This is a genomic window from Chelatococcus asaccharovorans (assembly GCF_003201475.1).
Lineage (GTDB): Bacteria > Pseudomonadota > Alphaproteobacteria > Rhizobiales > Beijerinckiaceae > Chelatococcus > Chelatococcus asaccharovorans.
Window position 1 is genome coordinate 441,699 of record NZ_QJJK01000006.1, and the last position, 21,040, is coordinate 462,738.

The window sequence follows — 21,040 nt, forward strand, 5'->3', positions numbered from 1 at the left end:
GTGATCGCCGCCGTCAACGACGTCTTGCCGTGGTCAACGTGACCAATCGTCCCGATGTTGCAGTGCGGCTTCGTCCGCTCAAACTTCTCTTTGGCCATCAGTCACAAACCCTGGGCATTGCCACTCTGATAGAGGACCGGGGCTGCCGATCCCTCGAAATTGGGCGATCGTCTAGGGGGTTTCACGCGGTTGCGCAAGTGCCAGCGGCGCAATAAGTGCCGATTATGGGCAATTGCCCGCGGCGACACCTCCGACAATAGGCCCCTGCGACCGGCCCCGACAAACGCACGTAACATCCCCGCCCGTCGCGCGGCCCGGCAGCGCCCTGCGCAAAACCATCAACGAACGATCTTCGAGCAGGTTCTTCGAGGCGGTCCGTGGAGCGGGTGAAGGGAATCGAACCCTCGTCATCAGCTTGGAAGGCTGTTGCTCTACCATTGAGCTACACCCGCTAACGCACGTCAGGCTTGGATGGTGGAGGGGGTTGGATTCGAACCAACGTAGGCGTAGCCAACGGATTTACAGTCCGTCCCCTTTAACCACTCGGGCACCCCTCCGGCCCATCCAGCATGACCGGCCGCGGCGGCCGGTCATCTCCCGCTCACCTGCGACGCAGGAGCAGTGGCGCGTTCTTAAGAGGAGGCGGTTGCGAGTGTCAACTGCAAAACCGGGCTGGCGCGCCACAATCCCCTGTGTCAAACCTGCCCGATCCTGAACCGGGCGGGCGCATTCCGTGGGAATGCCTTGCCTGCAAAGCCCGGCCGAACAGTGCCCATATCTGTTGAAACGAGCAGTAACGATGAGTGATGATCAGCGACGGCCGCGCCACGGCAAATCCGGCCCTGGCCCTCGATCGGGCCCAGGCAGATCGAATCGCCCCCCCTCGCGACCGGACTGGCGCGCGCGACGCGCGGCGGAGATCGAGGACGGCGTCGTTCTCTATGGCTGGCATCCCGTCGCCGAGGCGCTCGCCAACCCAAGACGGGTGATCCGCCGTCTGCTTGTGACCGAGAACGCGCTGCGACGCCTCACGGAGGAATTGGGCGTGCCGCGCATCTCGCCCGAACTGGTGCGCCCGGACGAGATTGCGCGCAAGCTCGATCCGGATGCGGTCCATCAGGGGCTCTATATCGAAGCCGATCCCCTGCCCTCGCCCACCATCGAGACGATGAACGCCCAATCGCTGATTCTCGTCCTCGACCAGATCACCGACCCGCATAACGTGGGCGCCATCGTCCGTACCGCCGCCGCCTTCGGCGTGGACGCGATCGTCACGACCGCCCGCCACAGCCCTTCGGCCACCGGCGTCATGGCCAAATCCGCCTCGGGCGGTCTGGAGCATGTCCCGTTCACGATCGTGCGCAACCTGGCCGGCGCCCTGCAGACGCTGCGCGAGCGCGGCTTCCTGTGCATCGGGCTCGACTCCGCTGGTGGGACGGAGCTTGAGTCCGTCCCCCTGCGCCGCCCGGTTGCCCTCGTTCTCGGCGCGGAAGGCAAGGGCCTGCGCCAGCTCACCCGCGAACGCTGCAGCGTTCTGGCCCGGCTCGACATGCCGGGCAGCATCAAGAGCCTGAATGTGTCGAACGCCGCCGCGGTCGCCCTCTACGCCACCTCGCGCGCCCTCGCGGCTCTGAAGTGATGCCATCCTCCGGTTGACGCCCCACGGAGGCCCGATATTCTCGCCTGGATGCTCACGGCGACGAGATTTTACCGCCGACCGATCAACGGCGGCGATAGACGCGAGCTCCTGGCAGTCAGCGGTCAGAACCCGCGATCGCAGCAAGCAGGTCGACGCAACCCGCACGGTCTGCGCAAGGCCCTCCCGCGACTTATATTCACGTGATCGGAGACGAATCCAGCCGTCAGGAACGTCAATCTCTGCGAACTATTAAATTCTATTGTTTATGAAAACAGGACAAAAAAATAATACTTTCTCTAAACTGAAATTATATTGAAATAATATTGAATTTACAATGGATGATATATTCGTACCGCGCTAATCAATAAAAAATCCATTCGCGTTGCACCCCATAGAACCGGTTGAGACCTGCCATGTCCCGGCTGTCCGCCGGCCGGCAGGCCGCGATCCCGGCCATTCAACTTTCGAATGACGACGAATTGACGAGCGACACAATACCACTTCCCGCCGTAACGTTCCCGTATTGGACGTGCAATCGGGCGTGATTCCCTGGTCAGTTGCAATGTTCACAAATAACCCTGACCGGTGCCGCCTGGAACGGGATGCAATAAATGAGGAAACATGTAAGGAGGCGTCAATGAGCGTCGCAACAGCGGATTCCCTAAAAGAGCGTAAGCGCCCGATGACTCGCGAAGAGCGCAAGGTTATCGTTGCGTCCTCGCTCGGGACAGTCTTTGAATGGTATGATTTTTATCTTGCAGGTTCCCTCGCCGCCAATATTTCGATGAACTTCTTCTCCGGCGTCAACCCGACCGCCGGATTTATTTTTACGCTGCTGGGCTTTGCGGCTGGCTTTGCGGTGCGCCCCTTCGGTGCCCTGTTCTTCGGCCGGCTCGGCGATCTCATCGGCCGCAAATATACCTTTCTCGTCACCATGACCGTGATGGGCATCTCCACCTTCGTGGTCGGCCTCCTGCCAAGTTATGCCGCCATCGGCATCCTCGCGCCCATCGCCTTCGTCGCCTGCCGTCTCCTGCAGGGCCTGGCGCTCGGCGGTGAGTATGGCGGCGCGGCGACCTATGTGGCCGAGCACGCGCCGCAGAACCGCCGCGGCTTCTACACATCCTGGATCCAGACCACCGCGACAGTCGGCCTGTTCCTGTCGCTCATCGTCATCCTCGTCCTGCGATTGTCGATGTCGACGGAAGCGTTCAATGACTGGGGCTGGCGCGTCCCCTTCCTGGTGTCGATCCTGCTGCTCGGCGTGTCGATCTGGATCCGCCTCCAACTCCAGGAGTCCCCGGCCTTCGTCAAGATGAAGGAGGAAGGCACCGGTTCGAAGGCGCCGCTCACGGAGGCCTTCGGTAAGTGGAAGAATGCCAAGATCGCCCTCATCGCGCTTTTCGGCGGCACGGCGGGCCAGGCCGTCGTCTGGTACACGGGCCAGTTCTACGCCCTGTTCTTCCTCACACAGACCCTGAAGATCGACGGGACGACAGCAAACATCCTGATTGCGCTGGCGCTCCTCATCGGCACGCCCTTCTTCATCGTCTTCGGCTGGCTGTCTGACAAAATTGGCCGCAAGCCCATCATTCTCGCAGGCTGCCTGATTGCGGCCATATCCTATTTCCCGTTGTTTGCGGCACTTGGGAAATACGGCAATCCGGATCTGATCGCCGCCCAGGAAAAGGCCCCTGTGACGGTCATTGCCGACCCGGCTGAATGCTCCTTCCAGTTCAATCCCGTCGGCACGTCGAGCTTCACGACCTCCTGCGACATCGCCAAGTCGTTCCTGGCACGCAACGCGGTGAACTACGCGAACGAGGCTGCGCCGGCCGGCACCGTCGCCAAGATCCGTATCGGCAACCAGGTCATCGAATCCTTCGACGCCAGGTCTGCAGGTGCTGAGGCAGCCGCAAAGACGGCGGCTTTCACGAAAACGGCGACCGACGCCATCCGCTCGCATGGCTATCCCGCAGCGGCGGATCCGGCCAAGATCAGCATAGGGATGATGACGCTCATCCTCACGGTCCTGGTGATCTTCGTCACCATGGTCTACGGGCCCATCGCTGCGCTTCTGGTGGAACTGTTCCCCACGCGCATCCGCTACTCCGGCATGTCCCTGCCGTATCACATCGGCAACGGCTGGTTCGGCGGCTTTCTGCCTCCCACGGCTTTCGCCATTGTCGCGGCGACTGGCAACATCTACTCCGGCCTTTGGTATCCGATCATCGTCGCCCTCATGACCTTTGTGGTCGGCCTGCTGCTGATGCCCGAAACCAAGGATCGCGATATCTTCACCTATGAAGGAGAGAAATAGGCGGACCGACGGGTGGCGGGAGGTTCATCAGGCCTGCTCGCAGGGGAAATTGCCCGCCATCAGGACAAATGCCCGCCAGGAACAAATAATTGCTGCAATTTCGGGGGAGCCTCGGGGAACTTGGTCACCGCTCCGGTGTTGTCAGACCAGGAAACGATGCGTTTATCGAGACCCTCATAAAACCCCGCCTCACGGCGGGGTCTTTTTTTATGCGACGTCTTTTCGCCAAACCGCGCACGCTCGTCGTCAACCGTACCCCGGCGCTCGCACAAGTCCGTCTGCTGCGGTCGCGATCCGCTTCACAAGGGGCGTGCGAGCCCGCGGGCCTGGATGAACGCCATCGCGAATTCAATCCAATACCGGGTTTGCTCTACCTCCGGCAGACCGTGACAGTCCGCGTGCGCCAAACGCCGTTGATGATCACGCGACGTGGGGCGCGGAAGCAGTAGCCCTGGTTCGCCTGGGACGCCGCCGCCGCGACGCCCGCGCCGAGAATAGCCCCCGTCGCCAGGGCAGCGCCCGCCCCCCAGCCGTCATAGCCGTAGCCATAACCGTAATAGGGACCGCCGTACCAGCCGCCTCCCCATCCCGGTCCGTACCAGCCAGCCCGCCATCCGGGGCGCGCATACCAGCCGCCATTCCATCCGGGCCGCCATCCCGCATTCCAGCCCGGTCTATAACCCCAACCCGGGCGGTTCCATCCGCCGCTGCCCCATCCCGGCCTGACGCCGGGCGCGAAACGCGGCCCACCTCCCCACCCGGGCCGGCCACCTCCCCAGGCGGGCCGCCCGCCGCCCCAATGCGCGCCCCCGCCCCTCCATTGCGCCTCGGCAGCAGTGGGCACACTCGCGACCACGAACGTCGCCCCGATCATCGCGCATGCGCTGCACAGTAGCGTCTTGATAGGCCTGAAATGTCGCATGAACGTTCTCCCCGCCCAGGCTGCCCTAGAGGACTTGAAGCGCATCTACCGCCATGACGCTTCCTTATACTCAATATAGTCAATGTCCCTTCTCTATAAACGCAAGGAGGCACGGCCCGTTCCATGAGGCCAGGGACGGGGTCGGGGCCGCCCGAAGCGCCCTGACGCGATCAGGCGCGAAGCCGCGCGATTCGACGTCACGGGCACAAAAAAAGGCCCCGCATGGGCGAGGCCTTTCTCCTGAGACGATCCGCGGTCAGTCGCAGACCGTAACCCGGCGCACGCTCCACCCCCAGCCTTCGACCCAGACGCGGCGCGGGGCGACGTAACAGGCAGGACCGTCATCATAGGCGTCATAGCCCCATGCGGGCGGCGGAGAGGCCGACGCGCTTGCCGCACCGGCGGCGAGGGCACCGAGCGCCAGGCCACCAATGATTCCGGCGGCCACAGCAGCGCCATCGCCGCCGCCGTGGCGATAATAGCCATGGCGGCCATACCAGCCCGCCGACGCTTCCCCCGCACCAGCCGCGAGCCCGCCCACGAGCGTCAGGCCGGCGAGGCCGGCCACAGCCACTTTCCGGGAAAGGCCGTTGAACGAAACGGAACGGATCATGATCTCTTCCTCGATACACCCGGCGAATGCCCCGGCTCGATCCGGGGGCAGGCTCGCCGCTATTCCATCACGGAAAAAGTGATCGAGCATTGTGGCCTAACATGGCCGCAAGCGCGGCCTTGGCAAGGCTTGATCCCCGTCGGATCGCGCCGCCCGCAGGGATGGTCGCAAAGCCGGTCGTGTGGTCTGCGGTGCCTGGCGGGGACGGCAGGGAACGGCAAGGAATGGCAGGGAGCGCCGGGCGCATGTGCAAAGCCGCGCAGACGTCGCCCGCTCGCCGTGCCACGCGTCCCAGATCCCGCCGCGAAGCTCTTGCGAATTGCCGCAAAGACTGGTAGCCGAGACACCGATGCGCAAGGCGCCGGCCGGTTTAGCTCAGCTGGTAGAGCACCTGATTTGTAATCAGGGGGTCGGGGGTTCGAATCCCTCAACCGGCACCATAATTCTTCTTCCCCATCAACCGCGCCAGCAATGACGACCTCCCGGGCGAGCGCAGATCGATGCGGATAAGCCGCGGCGCGGGACGTTCACAGAATATCTTCATCTGCAGCACTTTGGATCAGAAAAAACAAATTCCCCCCGGCGCAATGACCAGCTACCTATTGATTACATATTAAGCTTATTTCGGTATAGTGATGGCCTTCCGCATAAATATATCATATCGATTTCAAGAAATCGCAATAACATTTCTGACTATTGCGGGCTTCGCGGGAACATATTGGTCCTTCTATCCTGGCCTGATGACGAGCGATTCAGTCGATCAGTTTGAACAGGCGCAGCGGTTCGCCTTCTCCGATTGGCATCCGCCCATCATGGCCCTCATCTGGCATTATTTGGATCGCCTGAGCGCCGGTACCGTCGGCCTGTTCGCCCTTATTCTCGGGCTCTACTGGTCCGGATTCTGGCTGCTGGCCGTCCGGTTTGCGCGATCCCGGCCAAGCCTCGGTTATCTCACCCTCTTGGCCGCCTTCTCCCCAATGCTGGTGACGATCCCGGCGATGCTCTGGAAGGACTCCCTCGTCTTTTCCTGCTTCCTGTCCGCGAGCGGGCTGCTTGCAGCATCGGCCTCTCGGACAGGCATCCGGCGGGCTGTTCTGATCACGCCTGCGCTCCTCCTGCTGCTGACCGGCGCCCTCGCACGGCACAATGCCATGCTGGCGGCGGCGCCCCTGCTCCTGCTGGCTGTGCGGCGCGCACCACTTCAGACGTCCGGCGCGCAGGCGTCTCATGCGAAGGCGTCTCATGCGCAGGCGACTTATGCAAAGGCGTCCGGCGCCCGGGTCGCAGGAGCAGAAATACTTCGGCTGGGTGTGATCATCCTGGCGACCGTCGCCGCCACGTCGCTGGCCAGCTGGCTCCTCAATCGCCATGCGCTCGATGCGCGGCAGACTGGCGTTGCCAATTCGCTGATGGCCTTCGACATCGTCGGAGTAGCGGCGCGGACAGGCTCGAATGGCCTGCCTGGATCTTGGAGCGGCGACGAGCAGCATCGGATCATCAATGACTGCTACGAACCCTGGGCATGGGACAGTCTCTCCTGGGGGCGCTGTGCCTTCGTCAGGGAGCGCCTCGTTGCGTCCGGTCATTGGCAACATGGCCTGCGGGACCCCTGGCTCACCGCCATCGCCAGCCATCCTCGCGCCTATATCAGCCACCGCTTCGCCTATGCACGCATGTTGCTTCGGCCTTTGCCAGCTTCCTTTCCACAACCCGAACCGATATCCAGGACCTACGGTTTCACGGCCAATGGCGGCTACCGGGCGATCGCGCAGACCGTCTCGGCATTCAGCGGCGCACCGATCATCGCAGACCTCTGGCGGCCCGGCTTATGGGTGGCCTTCGCCATGGCGACCTGTGTCGTGGCCGGCCTGCGTGGGCGCCGACACCTCAAGTCGTGTCAGACCAAGTCGTGTTTGGCCAAGTCGTGTCAAGCAATGTCGTGTCAGGCCATGTCGCGTCAGGCCGGCTACTTTGCGCTGTCGGGGCTTCTCTATGCGCTGCCCCTCGTCGTCGTCGGCGTGGCGAGCGAGTTCCGTTATGTCTACTGGACCATCGGCGCTGTGTTCATCGCCACGCTGATCTTGGCCAGCGACTGGCTGGCGGAGAGGGTGAGCCGGCGTGCGGGCGCTCTGCCCAGCCTGCCGGATCCGCCTCTGGTTCCAGCGGAACCACTCCGCGCTTGACACGTTCGCCCCGCACGGGCTGCAACATGTGGCAGGCGTCGGGGAAAGGGGTATGCACGTGTTCGATCCGGACAGGGCGCCGAAGCGCCTGTGGACCGCGATGGCGGTCTCCGCACTGAACGGGCTGCGGGAACGCGGGGAAGCGAGCCGTCGCGTGATCGAGGAGACCGGGCTCCGGCCACGCCCGTCGATCTGGTCCATGATCTGGCGGCTGGTCGATCGCATATCGCGCGACAATCTCAGCCTCGTGGCCGCCGGCGTCGCCTTCTATGCCATGTTGGCGATCTTTCCCGCGCTGGGCGTCTTCGTGTCGCTGTTCGGATTGGTGGCCGACCCCAAGACGGTCGAGGCGCAAATCCTCTCCCTGTCCGCATTACTGCCCGCCGAAGCGATCCAGATCCTCCTCGGCGCGCTCCACGGCGTCGTTGAAAAAAACACCTCGCGCCTCAACACGGGCCTCGTCATCGGTCTTGCAATCGCCCTGTTCAGCGCGCGCACGGGGATGAGCTCGCTGATGACCGGCCTCAACATTGCCTATGACCGCAAGGAGGCACGCGGCATCGTGCATCAGCAGGTCGTGGCCCTGGCGCTGACCCTGGGCGGGATGATCTTCGGCGTCGTGTCGATCCTCGCGATCGCCGCCGTGCCGGCGGTGCTCGCCTTTCTTCCCGTAGCTGACGATATCCGCACCCCCCTGCTGCTGATCCGCTGGCCCTTTCTGGCCGTCTTCACGATGCTCGGCTTCACCATCATTTACTATGCGGCCCCCTGCCATCATGTCCGCTGGACGTCCACCATCATCGGTTCCGTGCTCGCCACGGCGCTCTGGCTCATCGGGTCGGCGCTGTTCTCGGCTTACGTCACACGCATCGCAACCTATGACGCGACCTATGGCTCGCTGGGGGCGGTCGTCGTGCTGCTGTTGTGGCTATGGCTCACCGCACTGGCACTGCTCATCGGGGCGGAGATCAACACCCTGCGCCACGACCGTGATTATGATCTGGTTGAGACGAAGACCCGCGCGCCGTAGAGCAAGTCCGTCTGCTGCGGACTTGCTCCGCATAGAAATAGACGAGAAAATTCATCGGCTTGGGCGATATCAGATAAGTCCGTTTAAGTCGATTTCGATCGAATTAAGTCGGTTTTGATCGAACGGCGAGCAATCGCGGGCGGAGCTGGGCTGTCAACGCCGGTCGTCGTGGGGCGGGAGCCGCTCCCGGAGGTCATCGGTGATGATCATATATTCGCCATCAATAATGTCCGGCTCGGCCTTACGCGTCGCCCGGCCACGGCCGACCAAGCCGAACCTTACCGCGAGCCGGTAGAGGAAGCCCGCGACAAGGACGATTGGAAAGATGATGAGAAAGGCGCTTGCGGCCACGACAGCGAGCGTCAGGATGAGTGTCGCCGCGACGGCAACGGCCAACCAGACCTGCCACCTCTTCAAACGCGTGAACTGGATGCTCCCAGCCCTGAATCGGTCGTAACCCTGCATCGACTCTACGGTTCCCTCTGATGACCTTGTCGAACTTTAGCGAAGATATGGGGCTTTAATGTGGGTTCGCCAATCCCGGCACGGAACCGGCGGTTTTTGCCACGCGAATAATTCCCTGCGCGCCGGGGCGTGCTATGTCTGCTGATGGTCGGGATTCGTCGCGAGCCCCAGGGCTTCCACTGGGGACCTGCGACGAAGGGCATCGGCAGCTCAAACCGTGGTCGTTCATGGCGCGCCGCTTTTCGTCCATCGCCTTCGTTTCGAGCGACACGCCCGAAGCGCTTGACGCGCGCGAGCGCCTCGAAGCCCGTTATGGCGGCGTTCCAGCCGAGACGGCCGACGTGGTCGTGGCGCTGGGCGGCGACGGGCTCATGCTGCAGACCCTGCATCGCTTCATGGGAACGGCGAGGCCCATATACGGGATGAACCGCGGCTCCGTCGGCTTCCTGATGAACGAGTTCTCCGAAGACGGCCTGGTCGAGCGCCTGGAAGCCGCCCATCGCAGCGTGACCCATCCGCTCCTGATGATCGTCGAATGCATGGATGGTCAGCGCCATCAGGCGCGCGCCATCAACGACGTCCATATGCTGCGGCAGACCCATCAGATCGCCAAACTGCGGATCACCGTCGACGGCAAGGTGCGTCTCGACGAACTGGTGGCGGATGGAATCCTGGTCGCGACCCCGGCAGGATCCACCGCCTACAACTTCTCCGCCAACGGCCCCATTCTGCCGCTCAACACGCCGCTTCTGGCGCTGACGCCGCTGTCGGCTTTCCGCCCGAGACGCTGGCGCGGCGCACTGCTGCCGGATTATGCCCGGATCGCCATCGACGTGCTGGAAAGCGACAAGCGGCCGGTCAGCGCTGTCGCCGACCATACGGAGTTTCGTTCCGTCAGCCATGTCGACGTCGTGATGGACCGCAGCGTCGATCTCGTCATGCTGCATGATCCCGGCCATAGCCTGGACGAGCGCATTCTCAGCGAGCAGTTCGGCTACTGAGGGCAGCTTCAGCCGCCAGCGATGAAAACGGCCGCTTCCGGCAGGCCCGCCGTGCAGGAACGCGGTGTCCGGCACGCCAGGGTTCGACAGGCTTTGCGCGGGATCAGGCGGCCAGCGCCTGTCGGGCGACGGCGGGCACTGGCGTGGTGTCCGGCGACGCCGCCGGGGCGGGCCGCGAAAGCCTATCGTCCTGAAAGGCCTCGGCCTCTTCCACAAAACGCTCCAGCAGCGCCAGCAGCGGTCCGGCCTCCGCGGGGGACATCTCCTCACAGGCCGTGATGACACGCCGCACCATCGCCAGCGAGAGGCGCCCGTCCTTGCGCCCCGCCGCCTCGGGCGGCAAGGCGTCAACGGCATCGAGCGCCGCACGGAAGGCCGCGAGCAACCCGCCGGGCAGGCCCGCTTGCCGATACACTGCGGCAAATGCGGCGCGGTCCGCGGTTTTGAGCGTGACCTCGACATCCCGGCGCGGCAGGCCGGTCAGCGCTGCGAGCGAAACGGTCAGGAGCCGCGGGTCGGCGCAGAGGAGAGAGCGCAACAAGAGGCCTACGGTCAATTCGCCGCTGGCAATGAGATGCTCCACCAATCGCCCGAGCGCATCCTCGCTCGCCTCGGCGACGAGCGCCATGGTGGCCATGTCGGCCGCCTCCACCTGCAGGCCCCCCGCCCGGGCCGGCGTTAGCCACCCGCGATCGACCGTGAAATCCGCAAGCCGCTGACAGAGGAAGGACACCAGAGCCTGACGCATGAAGGGCGGCAGATCACGCCGGTTCAGCATCGCCGACTGCAGGGCAACGCTATGACCATGGCGGTCCAGCATCCGCAGGAAGGCACTCGGGGATATCAGCGCCGTCCGGTTGGCCAGCAGCACGAGCAGCACATCGACCGAAGCGATCTCCGCGAGAGCGGCGGCGACCGGCGCCGAAACCCCCTCCCGCGCGGCGATCGCCGCGCGCGTGGCATCGTCGCCCAATGCCACACAATCGACGAGCTGGGCGGCATTCACGCCGGCGCCGCGGGCGATGAGGGCAACGGCCGCCTCATCCTCCCTGGCGAGCAACGCATCGAGCACCTGCGCCGGCGCAGCGCCTGCCTTTGCGAAGGCAACGGCCAAGGCGTTCCGCACCATCGGAGATTCGTCCGAGGCCAACCCGATCAAAGCTCTGTCGATGTCGACGCGATCGGCGTCGGTCAGAGGCGACTGGTGATAAGCGCGGACGAGGACGTCAGCGGCCGCGGCCCGCTGGGAGGCGGTCGCCGTGGTTGCCCACACGAGATACCGACGAATAATCATACCAACCTCGACACCGACTCACGCGACGGCACCCAGCAGCCTCATATGCGGACAGTGGGGTGATCGTGGTAAATGATATGTTAATAATCGAGTATCGGCGCCGTCGTCGCACAACAATCCACGAGAAAATCCACGAGAAAATCCGCGAGAACGGCCGCCGTCTTTTCACGGCGGGTCGTGGAGAGGAAGCCATCCCGAGATTTGGCGCAGCTTCCCCACCATGACTATCCATGGAATGGGGCGACCGGCCAGCGCTTCTTCTTGCGCTCGACGCTACGTCCCTGGCCGGGTGAGCCCCGCCGCAGGACAACGCGGTTTCGTCATCGCTGGTAATGCGTGACAATCTCGGCAAGGTCAGGACGCGGGCGATCCGGCTGGCGCTCGAGCGGCGTACCGATATGGACGAAGCCGGCGATGCGCTCGTCCGCTGCAACGCCCAATTTGTCCAGCACGCGCCGATCATAGGCGTACCATTCGGTCAGCCATGCCGACCCGTAGCCCATGGCATTGGCGGCCACCGTCAGGTTCATGGCGACCGCGCCCGCCGACAGAACCTGCTCCCATTCCGGGATCTTCACATGGGGTGCGGCGCGCGACACCACGCCGATGACCAGCGGCGCGGCGGCGAGACGCTCGCGCTCCGCCGACAGCCGCTTGGCGTCCGCATCGGGATTGTCTTCGGCATAGACCGCCGCGATGGCCTCGCCTGCCTTGAGCCGGGCTTCCCCCTGAAACACGATGAAACGCCACGGCGCGAGCTTGCCGTGGTCGGGAACCCGGGAAGCGATCCGCAGCAATAGGGAGAGTTCGTCCGGCGAGGGGCCTGGGGCCTGGAGAAGACGGGGCGGGACGGATCGGCGGGATTGGAGAAGGTCGAGCATCAGAATTACGCCTGATTCCTGTGTTTAAGAGTTGACATTGGGTTTGTTGTGCTCGAATCGTCGAGCGGCCAGCGCATGCCTGCATTGCGACTGGGACAAGCCTTTGTGGTGTGGAGGTTGCCCCTCCCTGGTCGGTGCTATGGTCAAGCCGCGCGCGCGTTGTCGATCGTTGGTCTTAATTGCCGGTATAGCACGCGCAGCGCCGAGCTGAGCGCCCGCATGTATGTCGTTTGCAAGAGCCGCGCAAACGAGATCGGCGACAAGGCTCATGGTGTTCCCCGCTCACCATGCCGAAAGCGGCCCCCAGCCGGGCCCGCCAGCATCGAATAGCCACACAGGACGCATCCAGCCCCATCATGTCCAGTCCTGAACAGCCCACGCCCGGCCAGCCCATGTTCCGCTTCGTCAAGCCCCTTCAAGCGCGGCCCGCTCGACGCGTGCTGCGCTTGTTTGCAAGCACGCCGAGCGCCGGGTCCTCGTCGCCGTCCGCCACGGCCGGCTGGACACGCGAGACGACGACCCGCACCCTCCTCATCATCTTCGCCTTCTGGCTGGTGACGGCGCTGGTCTGGCCGGTCACCGGCGCGGTCGTGCCGTGGGATTCGAAAAACCATTTCTATCCCATGCTGCGCTATCTCGGCGCCTCGCTCGAGGCGGGCGAATGGCCGCTGTGGAACCCCTATCATTTCAGCGGCTATCCCTCGGTCGCAGATCCCCAGTCGCTCTTGTTCACGCCCTCCATGGTCCTGTTCGGCTGGCTTCTGCCACGGGCCTCGATGCAGCTCTTCGATATCGCCGTCTACGCCCATTTCCTCCTGGGCGCGGTCGGCATCGTCGGACTGTTCAAGCGCAGGGGCTGGCATCCGGCCGGTGCCATCGTCACGGTCATGATCTATATTCTCGGCGGCTCGGCTTCGGCACGCCTGCAGCACACGGGAATGATCTTCTCTTACGGCTATTTCCCACTGGCGCTGTTCCTTCTTGAGAGCTCGCTCGCCCGCCGCTCCTACGTTCGGGCGATTGCCTTCGGCATCGTCGCCTCGCTGATGGCCCTGGGGCGCGACCAGGTAGCCTATCTCTTCTGTCTCGCCTTGATCGGCAGCGTCGGCTATCAGGTCTTTGCGGCCAGCGCACCGCTGACCTATCTGCGCAGCCGCATCGGCCTCCTGGCCGTCATGGCGGTGACAGGCGCCGCACTCCTGGCCATTCCTGCCCTTCTGACGATCCAGTTCCTCTCGGATTCCAACCGCCCGATGATCGATTTCGCGACGGCGGGGATGGGATCGCTGCCGCCGCAGAGCCTTGCGACGGCGATCTTCGGCAACATCTTCGGCTCCCTCAACCTGACCTATGATTATTGGGGGCCGGGGCCGCACACCCTGCCCGAGGGCACATGGACGGACCGGGCGATCGACTATCTGTTCATCGGCACCGTTCCCGCCATGCTCATCCTGTGGCACGGCATCGGCGGCGGTCGCCTGCTCGCGCGGGAGTTCCGCTTCTTCCTCTATGTGGGCATAGGCGCCCTCATCTATGCTCTGGGCTATTACACGCCGGTGTTCGAGCTGTTCTACCGCTATATCCCGGGTGTCGATCTCTACCGGCGACCGGCCGATGCGACCTTCATGCTGAACTTCGCCTTCGCCATGGCGGCCGGCTATCTCGTTCACCGTTTCATGGCGGAAGGAGCCCCCAAGCGCGCCGACGTGGAACGCCATCCGGCGAGCCCCCTTCTCGTCGTGCTCGCTGTCGGGCTGACGGCGGCGGCGATCATCAACGCGAGCCGTTTCGCCATTGCCGCGGGCAAGCTGCCGGAGGCGATGACCCAAATCGGCCTTGGTGCCCTGGTTGCTCTCATCGCCGCAGCCGTGATCATCGCTGGGCGAAAGCCCGCGCTGCGCCTCTATGCCTGCGCGGCACTCGTCGCCATCACGGGTGGCGATCTCATCCTGCGCAATGCCGCCTCCGCCCTCAACGCCGAGCCGCGGGACCGCTACGCGGTCTTCGAGCAGCTGCCTGCCGACCAGTTGCGCGGCCTGCAGGTCCTGACGCGCGAGCTGGCCGCCCGCCACGCGGAAGGCGCGCGTCCGCGCGTGGAGATCCTCGGCCTTCAGGGGGCCTGGCAGAACGCCTCGATGGTGCTCGGCCTGGAGGACACTTTGGGCTACAACCCGCTGCGCATTGCCGATTATGAGCGCGCCGTCGGACCGGGCGAGAATGCCGCCGACGCGAGCCTGCGCCAATTCCCGATCACCTTCCGCAACTATCGCTCGCGTCTCGCATCCCTGCTCGGCCTCGAATACATCGTCCTCGACCGCCCGGTGGAGAAGATGCCGTCCCAGTTCCCGCATCTGCCGCAAGCCAGGCTGATCTACGGCGCGGGGACGATGTGGATCTACAAGATGCCCCCGCGCACGCCCCGCGCCTATCTGGCGACGCGCCTCGTGCCGGTGGAGAGCGAGCGCGTTCTCAAGGAACAGGGCCTGCCCGATCTGGAGCACAGCGACGAAGCGCTCATCGACGTGGCCGACGTCAAGGATCTCGACAACCGTTACGGCCTCGGAGATTCCACGGAAACGCTGGAGCCTCCCAGCGGCAAGGCCATCATCATCCGTTACCGTCGCAACAGCGTGCGCATCCGCGTGGTCGCCGACAAGCCGGCGATGCTCGTTCTGCATGATATCTACTATCCCGGCTGGCAGGTGACGGTCGATGGCGAGGAAAAGCCGATCCGGCGCGCCAATCTTCTGTTCCGGGCCGTGGAGGTGCCGGCGGGCCGCCACATGGTCGAATTCAGTTACCAGCCGCTATCGCTTCATAATCTCGCCACAGCCGCAGCCGACCTATTGGACGACAAGGAAACGGCCGCGGTGAAATGAGCGCGGTGGTCCGTAGCCGATACCATGCTGGCCGGGACGCCGGCTTGCGGTGGGCGTCTTCCCTTGGCACATACGGCGGATGATGACCAGGCGCACACGAATGATCGGCAGGCTCGAAGGCAACGCGGGACATGGTGGCAGGCATCCGAGGTTTGTGCCACCGCGACGCGCCACCGGCCCGGGATGGGCTCCTTCGGCCCTGACATCGGAAGCCTCGCTGGCGTTGCTCCTGGTGCTGGCAACGCCGGCTCTCGCACAGGCACCGATGGCGCAGCCGCTTCCGCCCACGACAGCAACGTCGCCGGCCGCGCCACCCGCCGCGATGGCGCCACTCGATGGGCCCGCCGCAGTCAAGAGTCTGGTCACGGCCAGTGCCACCTTGACCACGCGCGACACCCCGATCCGCTCAGGCCTGATCTGGCGGGTGTACCGGCTGGGCAGCGATGGCGCGCCACCGGAGCTGATGGCCCGCTCGAATGACGCCACAAGCCATTTCGAGCTGCCGCCCGGCACCTATATGCTGCACGCTTCTTACGGCTTCGCCAGCGCCATGCGCCGCATCACCCTGCGGAATACCCCGCTCGATGAGACCCTGACGGTCAATGCGGGGGCGCTGAAGGTCGCCGGCACCATCGGCGATATCGCGATTCCGGTCTCGAAGCTGACCTTCTCCGTCTACCTGCCCGTCGGCAACGATGCCGAGGGGCGTCTGGTCGTTGCCGACGCCAAGCCTGGGGACCTGATTCGCCTGCCGGAGGGCTCCTATCGCATCGTCTCGACCTATGGCGACACCAATGCGATCATGCGCAGCGACCTGCGGGTGGAGGCCGGCAAGCTGACGGAGGCGACGGTCAACCACCGCGCCGCCACCGTTACGCTGAAGCTCGTGAACGCCGCCGGCGGCGAGGCCTTCGCGGGCACCGCGTTCAGCGTGCTGACACCGGGCGGCGACGTGATCCGCGAGGCGATCGGCGCTTTCCCCTCGCTGGTGCTCGCAGAGGGCGATTATGTGCTGATCGCCCGGCATGACGGCCAGGTCTATACGCGGGAATTCAAGGTCGACAGCGGCCTGGACAAGGACATCGAGATCGTCGCGCGCTAGAACAAGTCCGGTGAACGCCGGGATTTGCATCTCTCGTGCGGCGGATCACGTCACGGGACTGGGTGTCGCCTCCGCCCGATGCTCCGCTGGCTGCGGGTCCGCATCGCAGGCCGCAATCCCGAAGAACGTCTGGAATGCCGCTTGCCCGGTCGGCGTGATGGCGAGAGCCCGGGAATCGCGGGTCCTCTCGACCCACCCCAGCCGCAGGCAGTGGTTGCACAGCGCCTTTCCAACCTGTCCGGCCAGATGAAAGCGCCGCTCGCTCCAGTCGAGGCAGGGCCGGCACAGGATGCGGCCGCTGCGGCCCTCGTCGAGGTCGACGCCTAGTCGCAGGAGAAAGACGTGGCCGCTCGATGTGAGCCGCCCGGCACCATCCTCCAGCACCACATGGCCCGCGCCCTGCATGGCATCGGCGATCGCCACGCCAAGTCGACCAGCGATATGGTCGTAGCAGGTGCGCGCGGCGCGCATCCGCTCATCGGCCGGTCCGGCGCGGCGCAAGGGTCTGGCGGCGGAACCGGCGATGGTCCCGGCAAAGCCGAGCATCACCTCGATCATCCGGCCGATGTCCGGCGAGGCGATGCGGTAGTAGCGATGCCGTCCCTGGGCCACCGCGGTCAACAGGCCGCCATCGACCAGTTTCGCCAGATGGGCACTCGCCGTCGGCGCGCCGACCCGCGCCAGGAACGCGAGTTCCTTCGCGGTGCGAGCCTGGCCGTCCATTAGGGCGAGCAGGATATTGGCGCGAGTGGGATCACCCACCAGCGCCCCGATCTGGGCAAGGTGTGTCTGCGCACTCATCGCTCAAGATTAGCAGGCCATAGTGCACGTCGCACGTTCCGATCCTTCGCTATCGGTCGAAGCGTTCTCCGGCGACAGGGGCCGCTGCCGCCGTCATCGTCCGCCGCAGAACGAGGACAACACCATGGCCAATATATCTCTGCCTTCATCCATCACCACAAGCAGCGGCAGCTATGGCTTGCGCTGGGTGGCCTGGCTGGAACTCTGCCTCTCGCGCTCCGTGGAGCGCCGCCGTCTACGGCAGCTCGACGAGACCGCCCTGAAGGACATCGGCCTGTCCCAGGTGGACGCCGAACGCGAGGCCGCGCGCTGGCCGTGGGACGGCCCGGCGCGCTGACCCCGATGGCCGCTGGTTCCCTGAGAATGGCTTCAGCGAAACATTGGTCTTTGACCCGTCGACATTCGGCCGAGAGCAAATCCGACTTGGATGGAATCGGCCGATTCCATCTAAGTCTATGACTTTGCTTGTTAATTTTTGAGCGGAGCAAGTCCGCAAAAGACGGACTTGCTCTAGCGAGACAGATCCGGCGGCCTCGCTTCCCTGAGGAGGTCGGCGAGCGCCTCGTCCAGTGTCATCGAGGTCTGGTTGGGCGATCCGAGCCGGCGTATCGACACGGTGCGTTCGGCCGCTTCCTTACGCCCGACAACGAGCAGCACCGGCACCTTGGCCAGCGAGTGCTCGCGCACCTTGTAAGTGATCTTCTCGTTGCGCAGGTCCTTCTCGGCCCGCAGGCCGGCGGCCTTCAGCGTTGCGACCACGTCTTCCGCATAAGCGTCCGCGTCCGACGTGATGGTCGCGACGACGACCTGGGAGGGTGCGAGCCACAGCGGGAAATGGCCCGCGAAATGCTCGATGAGGATGCCTGTGAAGCGCTCCATCGAGCCGCAGATGGCGCGGTGGATCATCACCGGCGGCTTCTTGGTGCCATCGGCATCCACATAGAACGCCCCGAATCGCTCGGGCAGGTTGAAGTCGACCTGCGTCGTGCCGCACTGCCATTCGCGGCCGATAGCATCGCGCAGGGTATATTCGAACTTCGGCCCGTAGAAGGCGCCCTCACCCGGCAGGATGTCGGTCTTGATGCGGCCACCGGAGCGTGCGGCGATCTCCTCGAGCACGCGGCTCATCACCGCCTCGGCGTGATCCCAGACCTCGTCGCTGCCGACGCGCTTCTCCGGCCGCGTGGAGAGCTTCACGACGATCTCCTCGAAGCCGAAATCGGCATAGGTCGAGAGAATGAGATCGTTGATCTTGAGGCATTCCTCCGCCATCTGCTCTTCCGTACAGAAGATATGCGCGTCGTCCTGGGTGAACCCGCGCACGCGCATCAGCCCGTGCAGCGCGCCCGACGGCTCGTAGCGATGCACGGCACCGAATTCGGCGAGCCGCATCGGCAGGTCGCGATAGCTTTTCAGGCCGTGCTTGAAGATCTGCACATGGCCGGGACAGTTCATCGGCTTCAAGGCGAAGACGCGCTCGTCCTCCGTCTCATCGCCGGCGGACTGCACCTTGAACATGTTCTCCTTGTACCAGCCCCAATGCCCTGAGGTCTCCCACAAGGACTTGTCGAGCACCTGCGGCGCGTTGACCTCCGCGTAGTCGGCAGCGAGCCGCCGGCGCATATAGGCGATCAGGCTCTGGAACAGGCTCCAGCCCTTGGGGTGCCAGAAGACGACGCCCGGCCCCTCCTCCTGGAAGTGGAAGAGATCCATCTCGCGGCCGAGCCGGCGATGGTCGCGCTTCTCCGCTTCCTCGAGCTGATGCAGATAATGATCGAGGTCCTCCTGGTTCCTCCAGGCCGTCCCGTAGATGCGTGTCAGCATCGCGTTGTTGCTGTCGCCGCGCCAGTAGGCGCCCGCGACCTTCATCAGCTTGAAGGCATTGCCGATCTTGCCTGTGGAGGTCATATGCGGACCGCGGCACAGGTCGAACCAGTCGCCCTGATGGTAGATCTTGAGACTCTGCCCCTCCGGGATCGCGTCGACGAGTTCGACCTTGTAGGCCTCGCCCTTCTCGCGGAAGACTTCCTTTGCCTTGTCGCGGCTCCAGATGTCCTTGGTGAACGGCTTGTCGCGCGCGATGATCTCGCGCATCTTCGCCTCGATCTTCGGAAGATCTTCAGGTGTGAAGGGCTCGTTGCGCGCGAAGTCGTAGTAGAAGCCGTTCTCGATGACGGGGCCGATGGTCACCTGCGTGCCGGGGAAGAGCTCCTGCACGGCCTCGGCCAGCACATGGGCGCAGTCGTGGCGGATGAGCTCCAGCGCGCGCGGATCGTCACGGGTCACGAATTCGATGCGCGCGTCCCGCTCGATCGGGTCGGCGAGATCGGTCGTGACGCCGTCGAGCGCCATGGCAACGGTGCGCTTGGCCAGCGACGGGGAGATGCCCTTGGCGATATCGAAGCCGGTCGTTCCTTCGGCGAAGGAGCGTTCGGCGCCATCGGGAAATGTCAGATTAATCATTCATGTGCTCCTGCTCACTCCTGCATACGGCGCAGGTAAGCGTTGTGCGTTTCTGTCGGGCCCCGCGCGGACGCCGGAGGGCATCCGTGCTTCACGGGCTGGTCTTGGCTTCGCGATCCTCGGGATCGACGGCCTCGCAGATAAACTGCGGCGCGTTCACGCCGCGCCAACGACCGTAGCGCCACGGCTTATACCAGGTGCTGCCGAAGGGCAATTGCTCCGGCACGACATCGAGGCCCGACGTCCCCCAGGGGGTGCAACGGCAAAGCCGCGCGGTTCCCATCCAGCCCCCCGCCCAGACCCCGTGGCGGTCGATCGCCTCATCCATATAGGACGAGCATGTCGGCAGATGGCGGCAGGTTCGTCCGATCAGGCTTGAAAGCGTGAGCTGATAGGTCCGGATCAACAGATGCGCAATGACAACACCCGGATGTTTTCTCATGAACCCGCTTGCCTTTTCATGGCACCTCAAACATCTGAGGTATTATGCTGATATTTCGAATATGACTTGCGGAAGAACTGGCGAGCCTTTTTTGCGGACCCTCCTGGGGCACGGGGATCCGGTAAGCAAATGGTGAGGCTTTTCGCTCAATAAAAGCGGTGGTCGGTAAGGAGTTGTCATATGGTTCGGTATGCGTTGCCCGCTTTTGGCCTCGGCTTGCTCATGACAAGCGGGGCAGCCTTGGCGACTGACTGGAGTATTCCCACCGAGGCGACGGCAACCCGTCAGCCGGACAGTCAATGGGTCGTTACTTTGAAGGGCAATGGCATCGTCAACCCGGACTATCTCGGCGCGAAGGACTATACGTTCACCCCCTTCCCCTCCATCGGTATTCGCAAGGCAAGCACGCCCTATCAGTTCAGCGCGCCCGATGACGGTATCGGCATCGCGCTCTTTCAGAACGAATGGTTCAATATCGGTCCGGTCGCGCGCTACCGTCCCGGGCGCTATCTCGATGGCAATCGCGAACTCTATGGCCTCAACAAGGTCCAATGGACGATTCAAGGTGGCGTTTACGCCGAGGTCTGGCCGACGCAGAACCTGCGCGGACGCGTGGAAATTCGCCACGGCTTCCGCGCCGACGACGGGTGGGTCGGTGATCTCGCAGCGGATTTCGTCCAGCCGATCGGCAATCTGACACTCTCCGCGGGCCCGCGCATGATGTTCGGCAACGGCAAGTTCATGCGGACCAATTTCGGCGTTGATGCGAGTGAAGCCGCGCTCAACTGGCAGGTCTATCCCTACAAGCCCTCCGCGGGTCTCTTCGGTGCAGGTATCGCCGCTGCCGGCACCTACAAGTTCAATGACAATTGGTCCACCACCCTGCAGGCCAGCTGGACACGGCTGGTCCAGGATGCCAGCAAGAGCCCGATCGTGAGCAACTTAGGCTCCAAGGACCAATTCGTCGTCGGTCTCAGCGCCGCCTATTCCTTCTACATGCGCTAA

General features: G+C 64.0%; 18 protein-coding genes and 3 tRNA genes. 10 read left to right on the forward strand and 11 right to left on the reverse strand.

Translation table 11 applies throughout. The features are described from left to right. The 3 genes from C7450_RS35020 to C7450_RS16510 form a co-directional block, all read right to left on the reverse strand. Positions 1–98 (reverse strand): GTP-binding protein (locus tag C7450_RS35020; protein WP_342588523.1); only part of this gene is annotated, 98 nt, incomplete at its 3' end. A 280-nt stretch (positions 99–378) separates the two neighbouring features. Further along, a tRNA-Gly gene (locus tag C7450_RS16505) sits at positions 379–452 on the reverse strand. 20 nt (positions 453–472) lie between these two features. Then, positions 473–557: transfer RNA gene (locus tag C7450_RS16510), tRNA-Tyr, on the reverse strand. A gap of 242 nt (positions 558–799) precedes the next feature. On the opposite strand from C7450_RS16510, the gene rlmB reads away from it, so the two are divergent. Together rlmB and C7450_RS16520 are read left to right on the forward strand one after the other, a co-directional pair. Continuing rightward, positions 800–1,639 (forward strand): 23S rRNA (guanosine(2251)-2'-O)-methyltransferase RlmB, encoded by an 840-nt coding sequence (gene rlmB, locus C7450_RS16515; RefSeq protein WP_110375527.1) that lies wholly within the window; start codon positions 800–802, stop codon positions 1,637–1,639. A gap of 637 nt (positions 1,640–2,276) precedes the next feature. Then, positions 2,277–3,959, forward strand: coding sequence for an MFS transporter (locus C7450_RS16520; RefSeq protein ID WP_210206463.1), 1,683 nt, complete (start codon positions 2,277–2,279; stop codon positions 3,957–3,959). Positions 3,960–4,329: 370 nt separating this feature from the next. On the opposite strand, the gene C7450_RS33575 is transcribed toward C7450_RS16520, so the two are convergent. Both C7450_RS33575 and C7450_RS16525 read right to left on the reverse strand, forming a co-directional pair. Further along, positions 4,330–4,881: a hypothetical protein gene (locus C7450_RS33575; RefSeq protein WP_146227358.1), complete on the reverse strand. Its 552-nt coding sequence runs from the start codon at positions 4,879–4,881 to the stop codon at positions 4,330–4,332. Between the two features lie 256 nt (positions 4,882–5,137). Continuing rightward, positions 5,138–5,494, reverse strand: a complete 357-nt coding sequence (locus tag C7450_RS16525; protein ID WP_110375529.1) for a hypothetical protein — start codon at positions 5,492–5,494, stop codon at positions 5,138–5,140. A 364-nt stretch (positions 5,495–5,858) separates the two neighbouring features. On the opposite strand from C7450_RS16525, the gene C7450_RS16530 reads away from it, so the two are divergent. The 3 genes from C7450_RS16530 (at position 5,859) to C7450_RS16540 (ending at position 8,707) form a co-directional block, all read left to right on the forward strand. Further along, positions 5,859–5,934: transfer RNA gene (locus C7450_RS16530), tRNA-Thr, on the forward strand. A 300-nt stretch (positions 5,935–6,234) separates the two neighbouring features. Beyond that, positions 6,235–7,677 (forward strand): hypothetical protein, encoded by a 1,443-nt coding sequence (locus C7450_RS16535; RefSeq protein ID WP_110375530.1) that lies wholly within the window; start codon positions 6,235–6,237, stop codon positions 7,675–7,677. 52 nt (positions 7,678–7,729) lie between these two features. Next, complete coding sequence (locus tag C7450_RS16540) at positions 7,730–8,707, forward strand: YihY/virulence factor BrkB family protein (protein WP_110375531.1); 978 nt, start codon at positions 7,730–7,732, stop codon at positions 8,705–8,707. A gap of 153 nt (positions 8,708–8,860) precedes the next feature. Here C7450_RS16540 and C7450_RS16545 read toward each other — a convergent pair whose 3' ends face one another. Beyond that, entirely contained in the window at positions 8,861–9,172 is a 312-nt protein-coding gene (locus C7450_RS16545; protein ID WP_110375532.1) for a hypothetical protein, read from the reverse strand. A gap of 227 nt (positions 9,173–9,399) precedes the next feature. On the opposite strand from C7450_RS16545, the gene C7450_RS16550 reads away from it, so the two are divergent. Next, the gene (locus C7450_RS16550) at positions 9,400–10,173 is read left to right on the forward strand and encodes an NAD kinase (protein WP_110375533.1); all 774 of its coding nucleotides are present in this window, start codon (positions 9,400–9,402) and stop codon (positions 10,171–10,173) included. A 103-nt stretch (positions 10,174–10,276) separates the two neighbouring features. On the opposite strand, the gene C7450_RS16555 is transcribed toward C7450_RS16550, so the two are convergent. After that, the gene (locus tag C7450_RS16555) at positions 10,277–11,467 is read right to left on the reverse strand and encodes a DUF2336 domain-containing protein (RefSeq protein WP_110375534.1); all 1,191 of its coding nucleotides are present in this window, start codon (positions 11,465–11,467) and stop codon (positions 10,277–10,279) included. A 320-nt stretch (positions 11,468–11,787) separates the two neighbouring features. Beyond that, a complete protein-coding gene (locus tag C7450_RS16560) occupies positions 11,788–12,348 on the reverse strand; it encodes a nitroreductase family protein (protein WP_110375535.1) in 561 nt (186 codons plus the stop codon). A gap of 356 nt (positions 12,349–12,704) precedes the next feature. Here C7450_RS16560 and C7450_RS16565 point away from each other — a divergent pair, with 356 nt between their 5' ends. Continuing rightward, positions 12,705–15,227 carry a YfhO family protein gene (locus C7450_RS16565; protein ID WP_245449807.1) on the forward strand — a complete coding sequence of 841 codons (2,523 nt, stop codon included), beginning with the start codon at positions 12,705–12,707 and terminating at the stop codon, positions 15,225–15,227. A 265-nt stretch (positions 15,228–15,492) separates the two neighbouring features. Further along, entirely contained in the window at positions 15,493–16,329 is an 837-nt protein-coding gene (locus C7450_RS16570; RefSeq protein ID WP_245449841.1) for a hypothetical protein, read from the forward strand. 45 nt (positions 16,330–16,374) lie between these two features. On the opposite strand, the gene C7450_RS16575 is transcribed toward C7450_RS16570, so the two are convergent. After that, complete coding sequence (locus C7450_RS16575; protein ID WP_110375537.1) at positions 16,375–17,130, reverse strand: ArsR/SmtB family transcription factor; 756 nt, start codon at positions 17,128–17,130, stop codon at positions 16,375–16,377. A 124-nt stretch (positions 17,131–17,254) separates the two neighbouring features. Here C7450_RS16575 and C7450_RS16580 point away from each other — a divergent pair, with 124 nt between their 5' ends. Then, the gene (locus C7450_RS16580; RefSeq protein WP_110375600.1) at positions 17,255–17,467 is read left to right on the forward strand and encodes a DUF1127 domain-containing protein; all 213 of its coding nucleotides are present in this window, start codon (positions 17,255–17,257) and stop codon (positions 17,465–17,467) included. A 173-nt stretch (positions 17,468–17,640) separates the two neighbouring features. Here C7450_RS16580 and thrS read toward each other — a convergent pair whose 3' ends face one another. Both thrS and yidD read right to left on the reverse strand, forming a co-directional pair. After that, positions 17,641–19,593, reverse strand: a complete 1,953-nt coding sequence (gene thrS, locus C7450_RS16585; protein WP_110375538.1) for a threonine--tRNA ligase — start codon at positions 19,591–19,593, stop codon at positions 17,641–17,643. A 91-nt stretch (positions 19,594–19,684) separates the two neighbouring features. Further along, positions 19,685–20,035 carry a membrane protein insertion efficiency factor YidD gene (gene yidD / locus C7450_RS16590; RefSeq protein WP_110375539.1) on the reverse strand — a complete coding sequence of 117 codons (351 nt, stop codon included), beginning with the start codon at positions 20,033–20,035 and terminating at the stop codon, positions 19,685–19,687. 180 nt (positions 20,036–20,215) lie between these two features. On the opposite strand from yidD, the gene C7450_RS16595 reads away from it, so the two are divergent. Further along, the gene (locus C7450_RS16595) at positions 20,216–21,040 is read left to right on the forward strand and encodes a MipA/OmpV family protein (RefSeq protein WP_110375540.1); all 825 of its coding nucleotides are present in this window, start codon (positions 20,216–20,218) and stop codon (positions 21,038–21,040) included.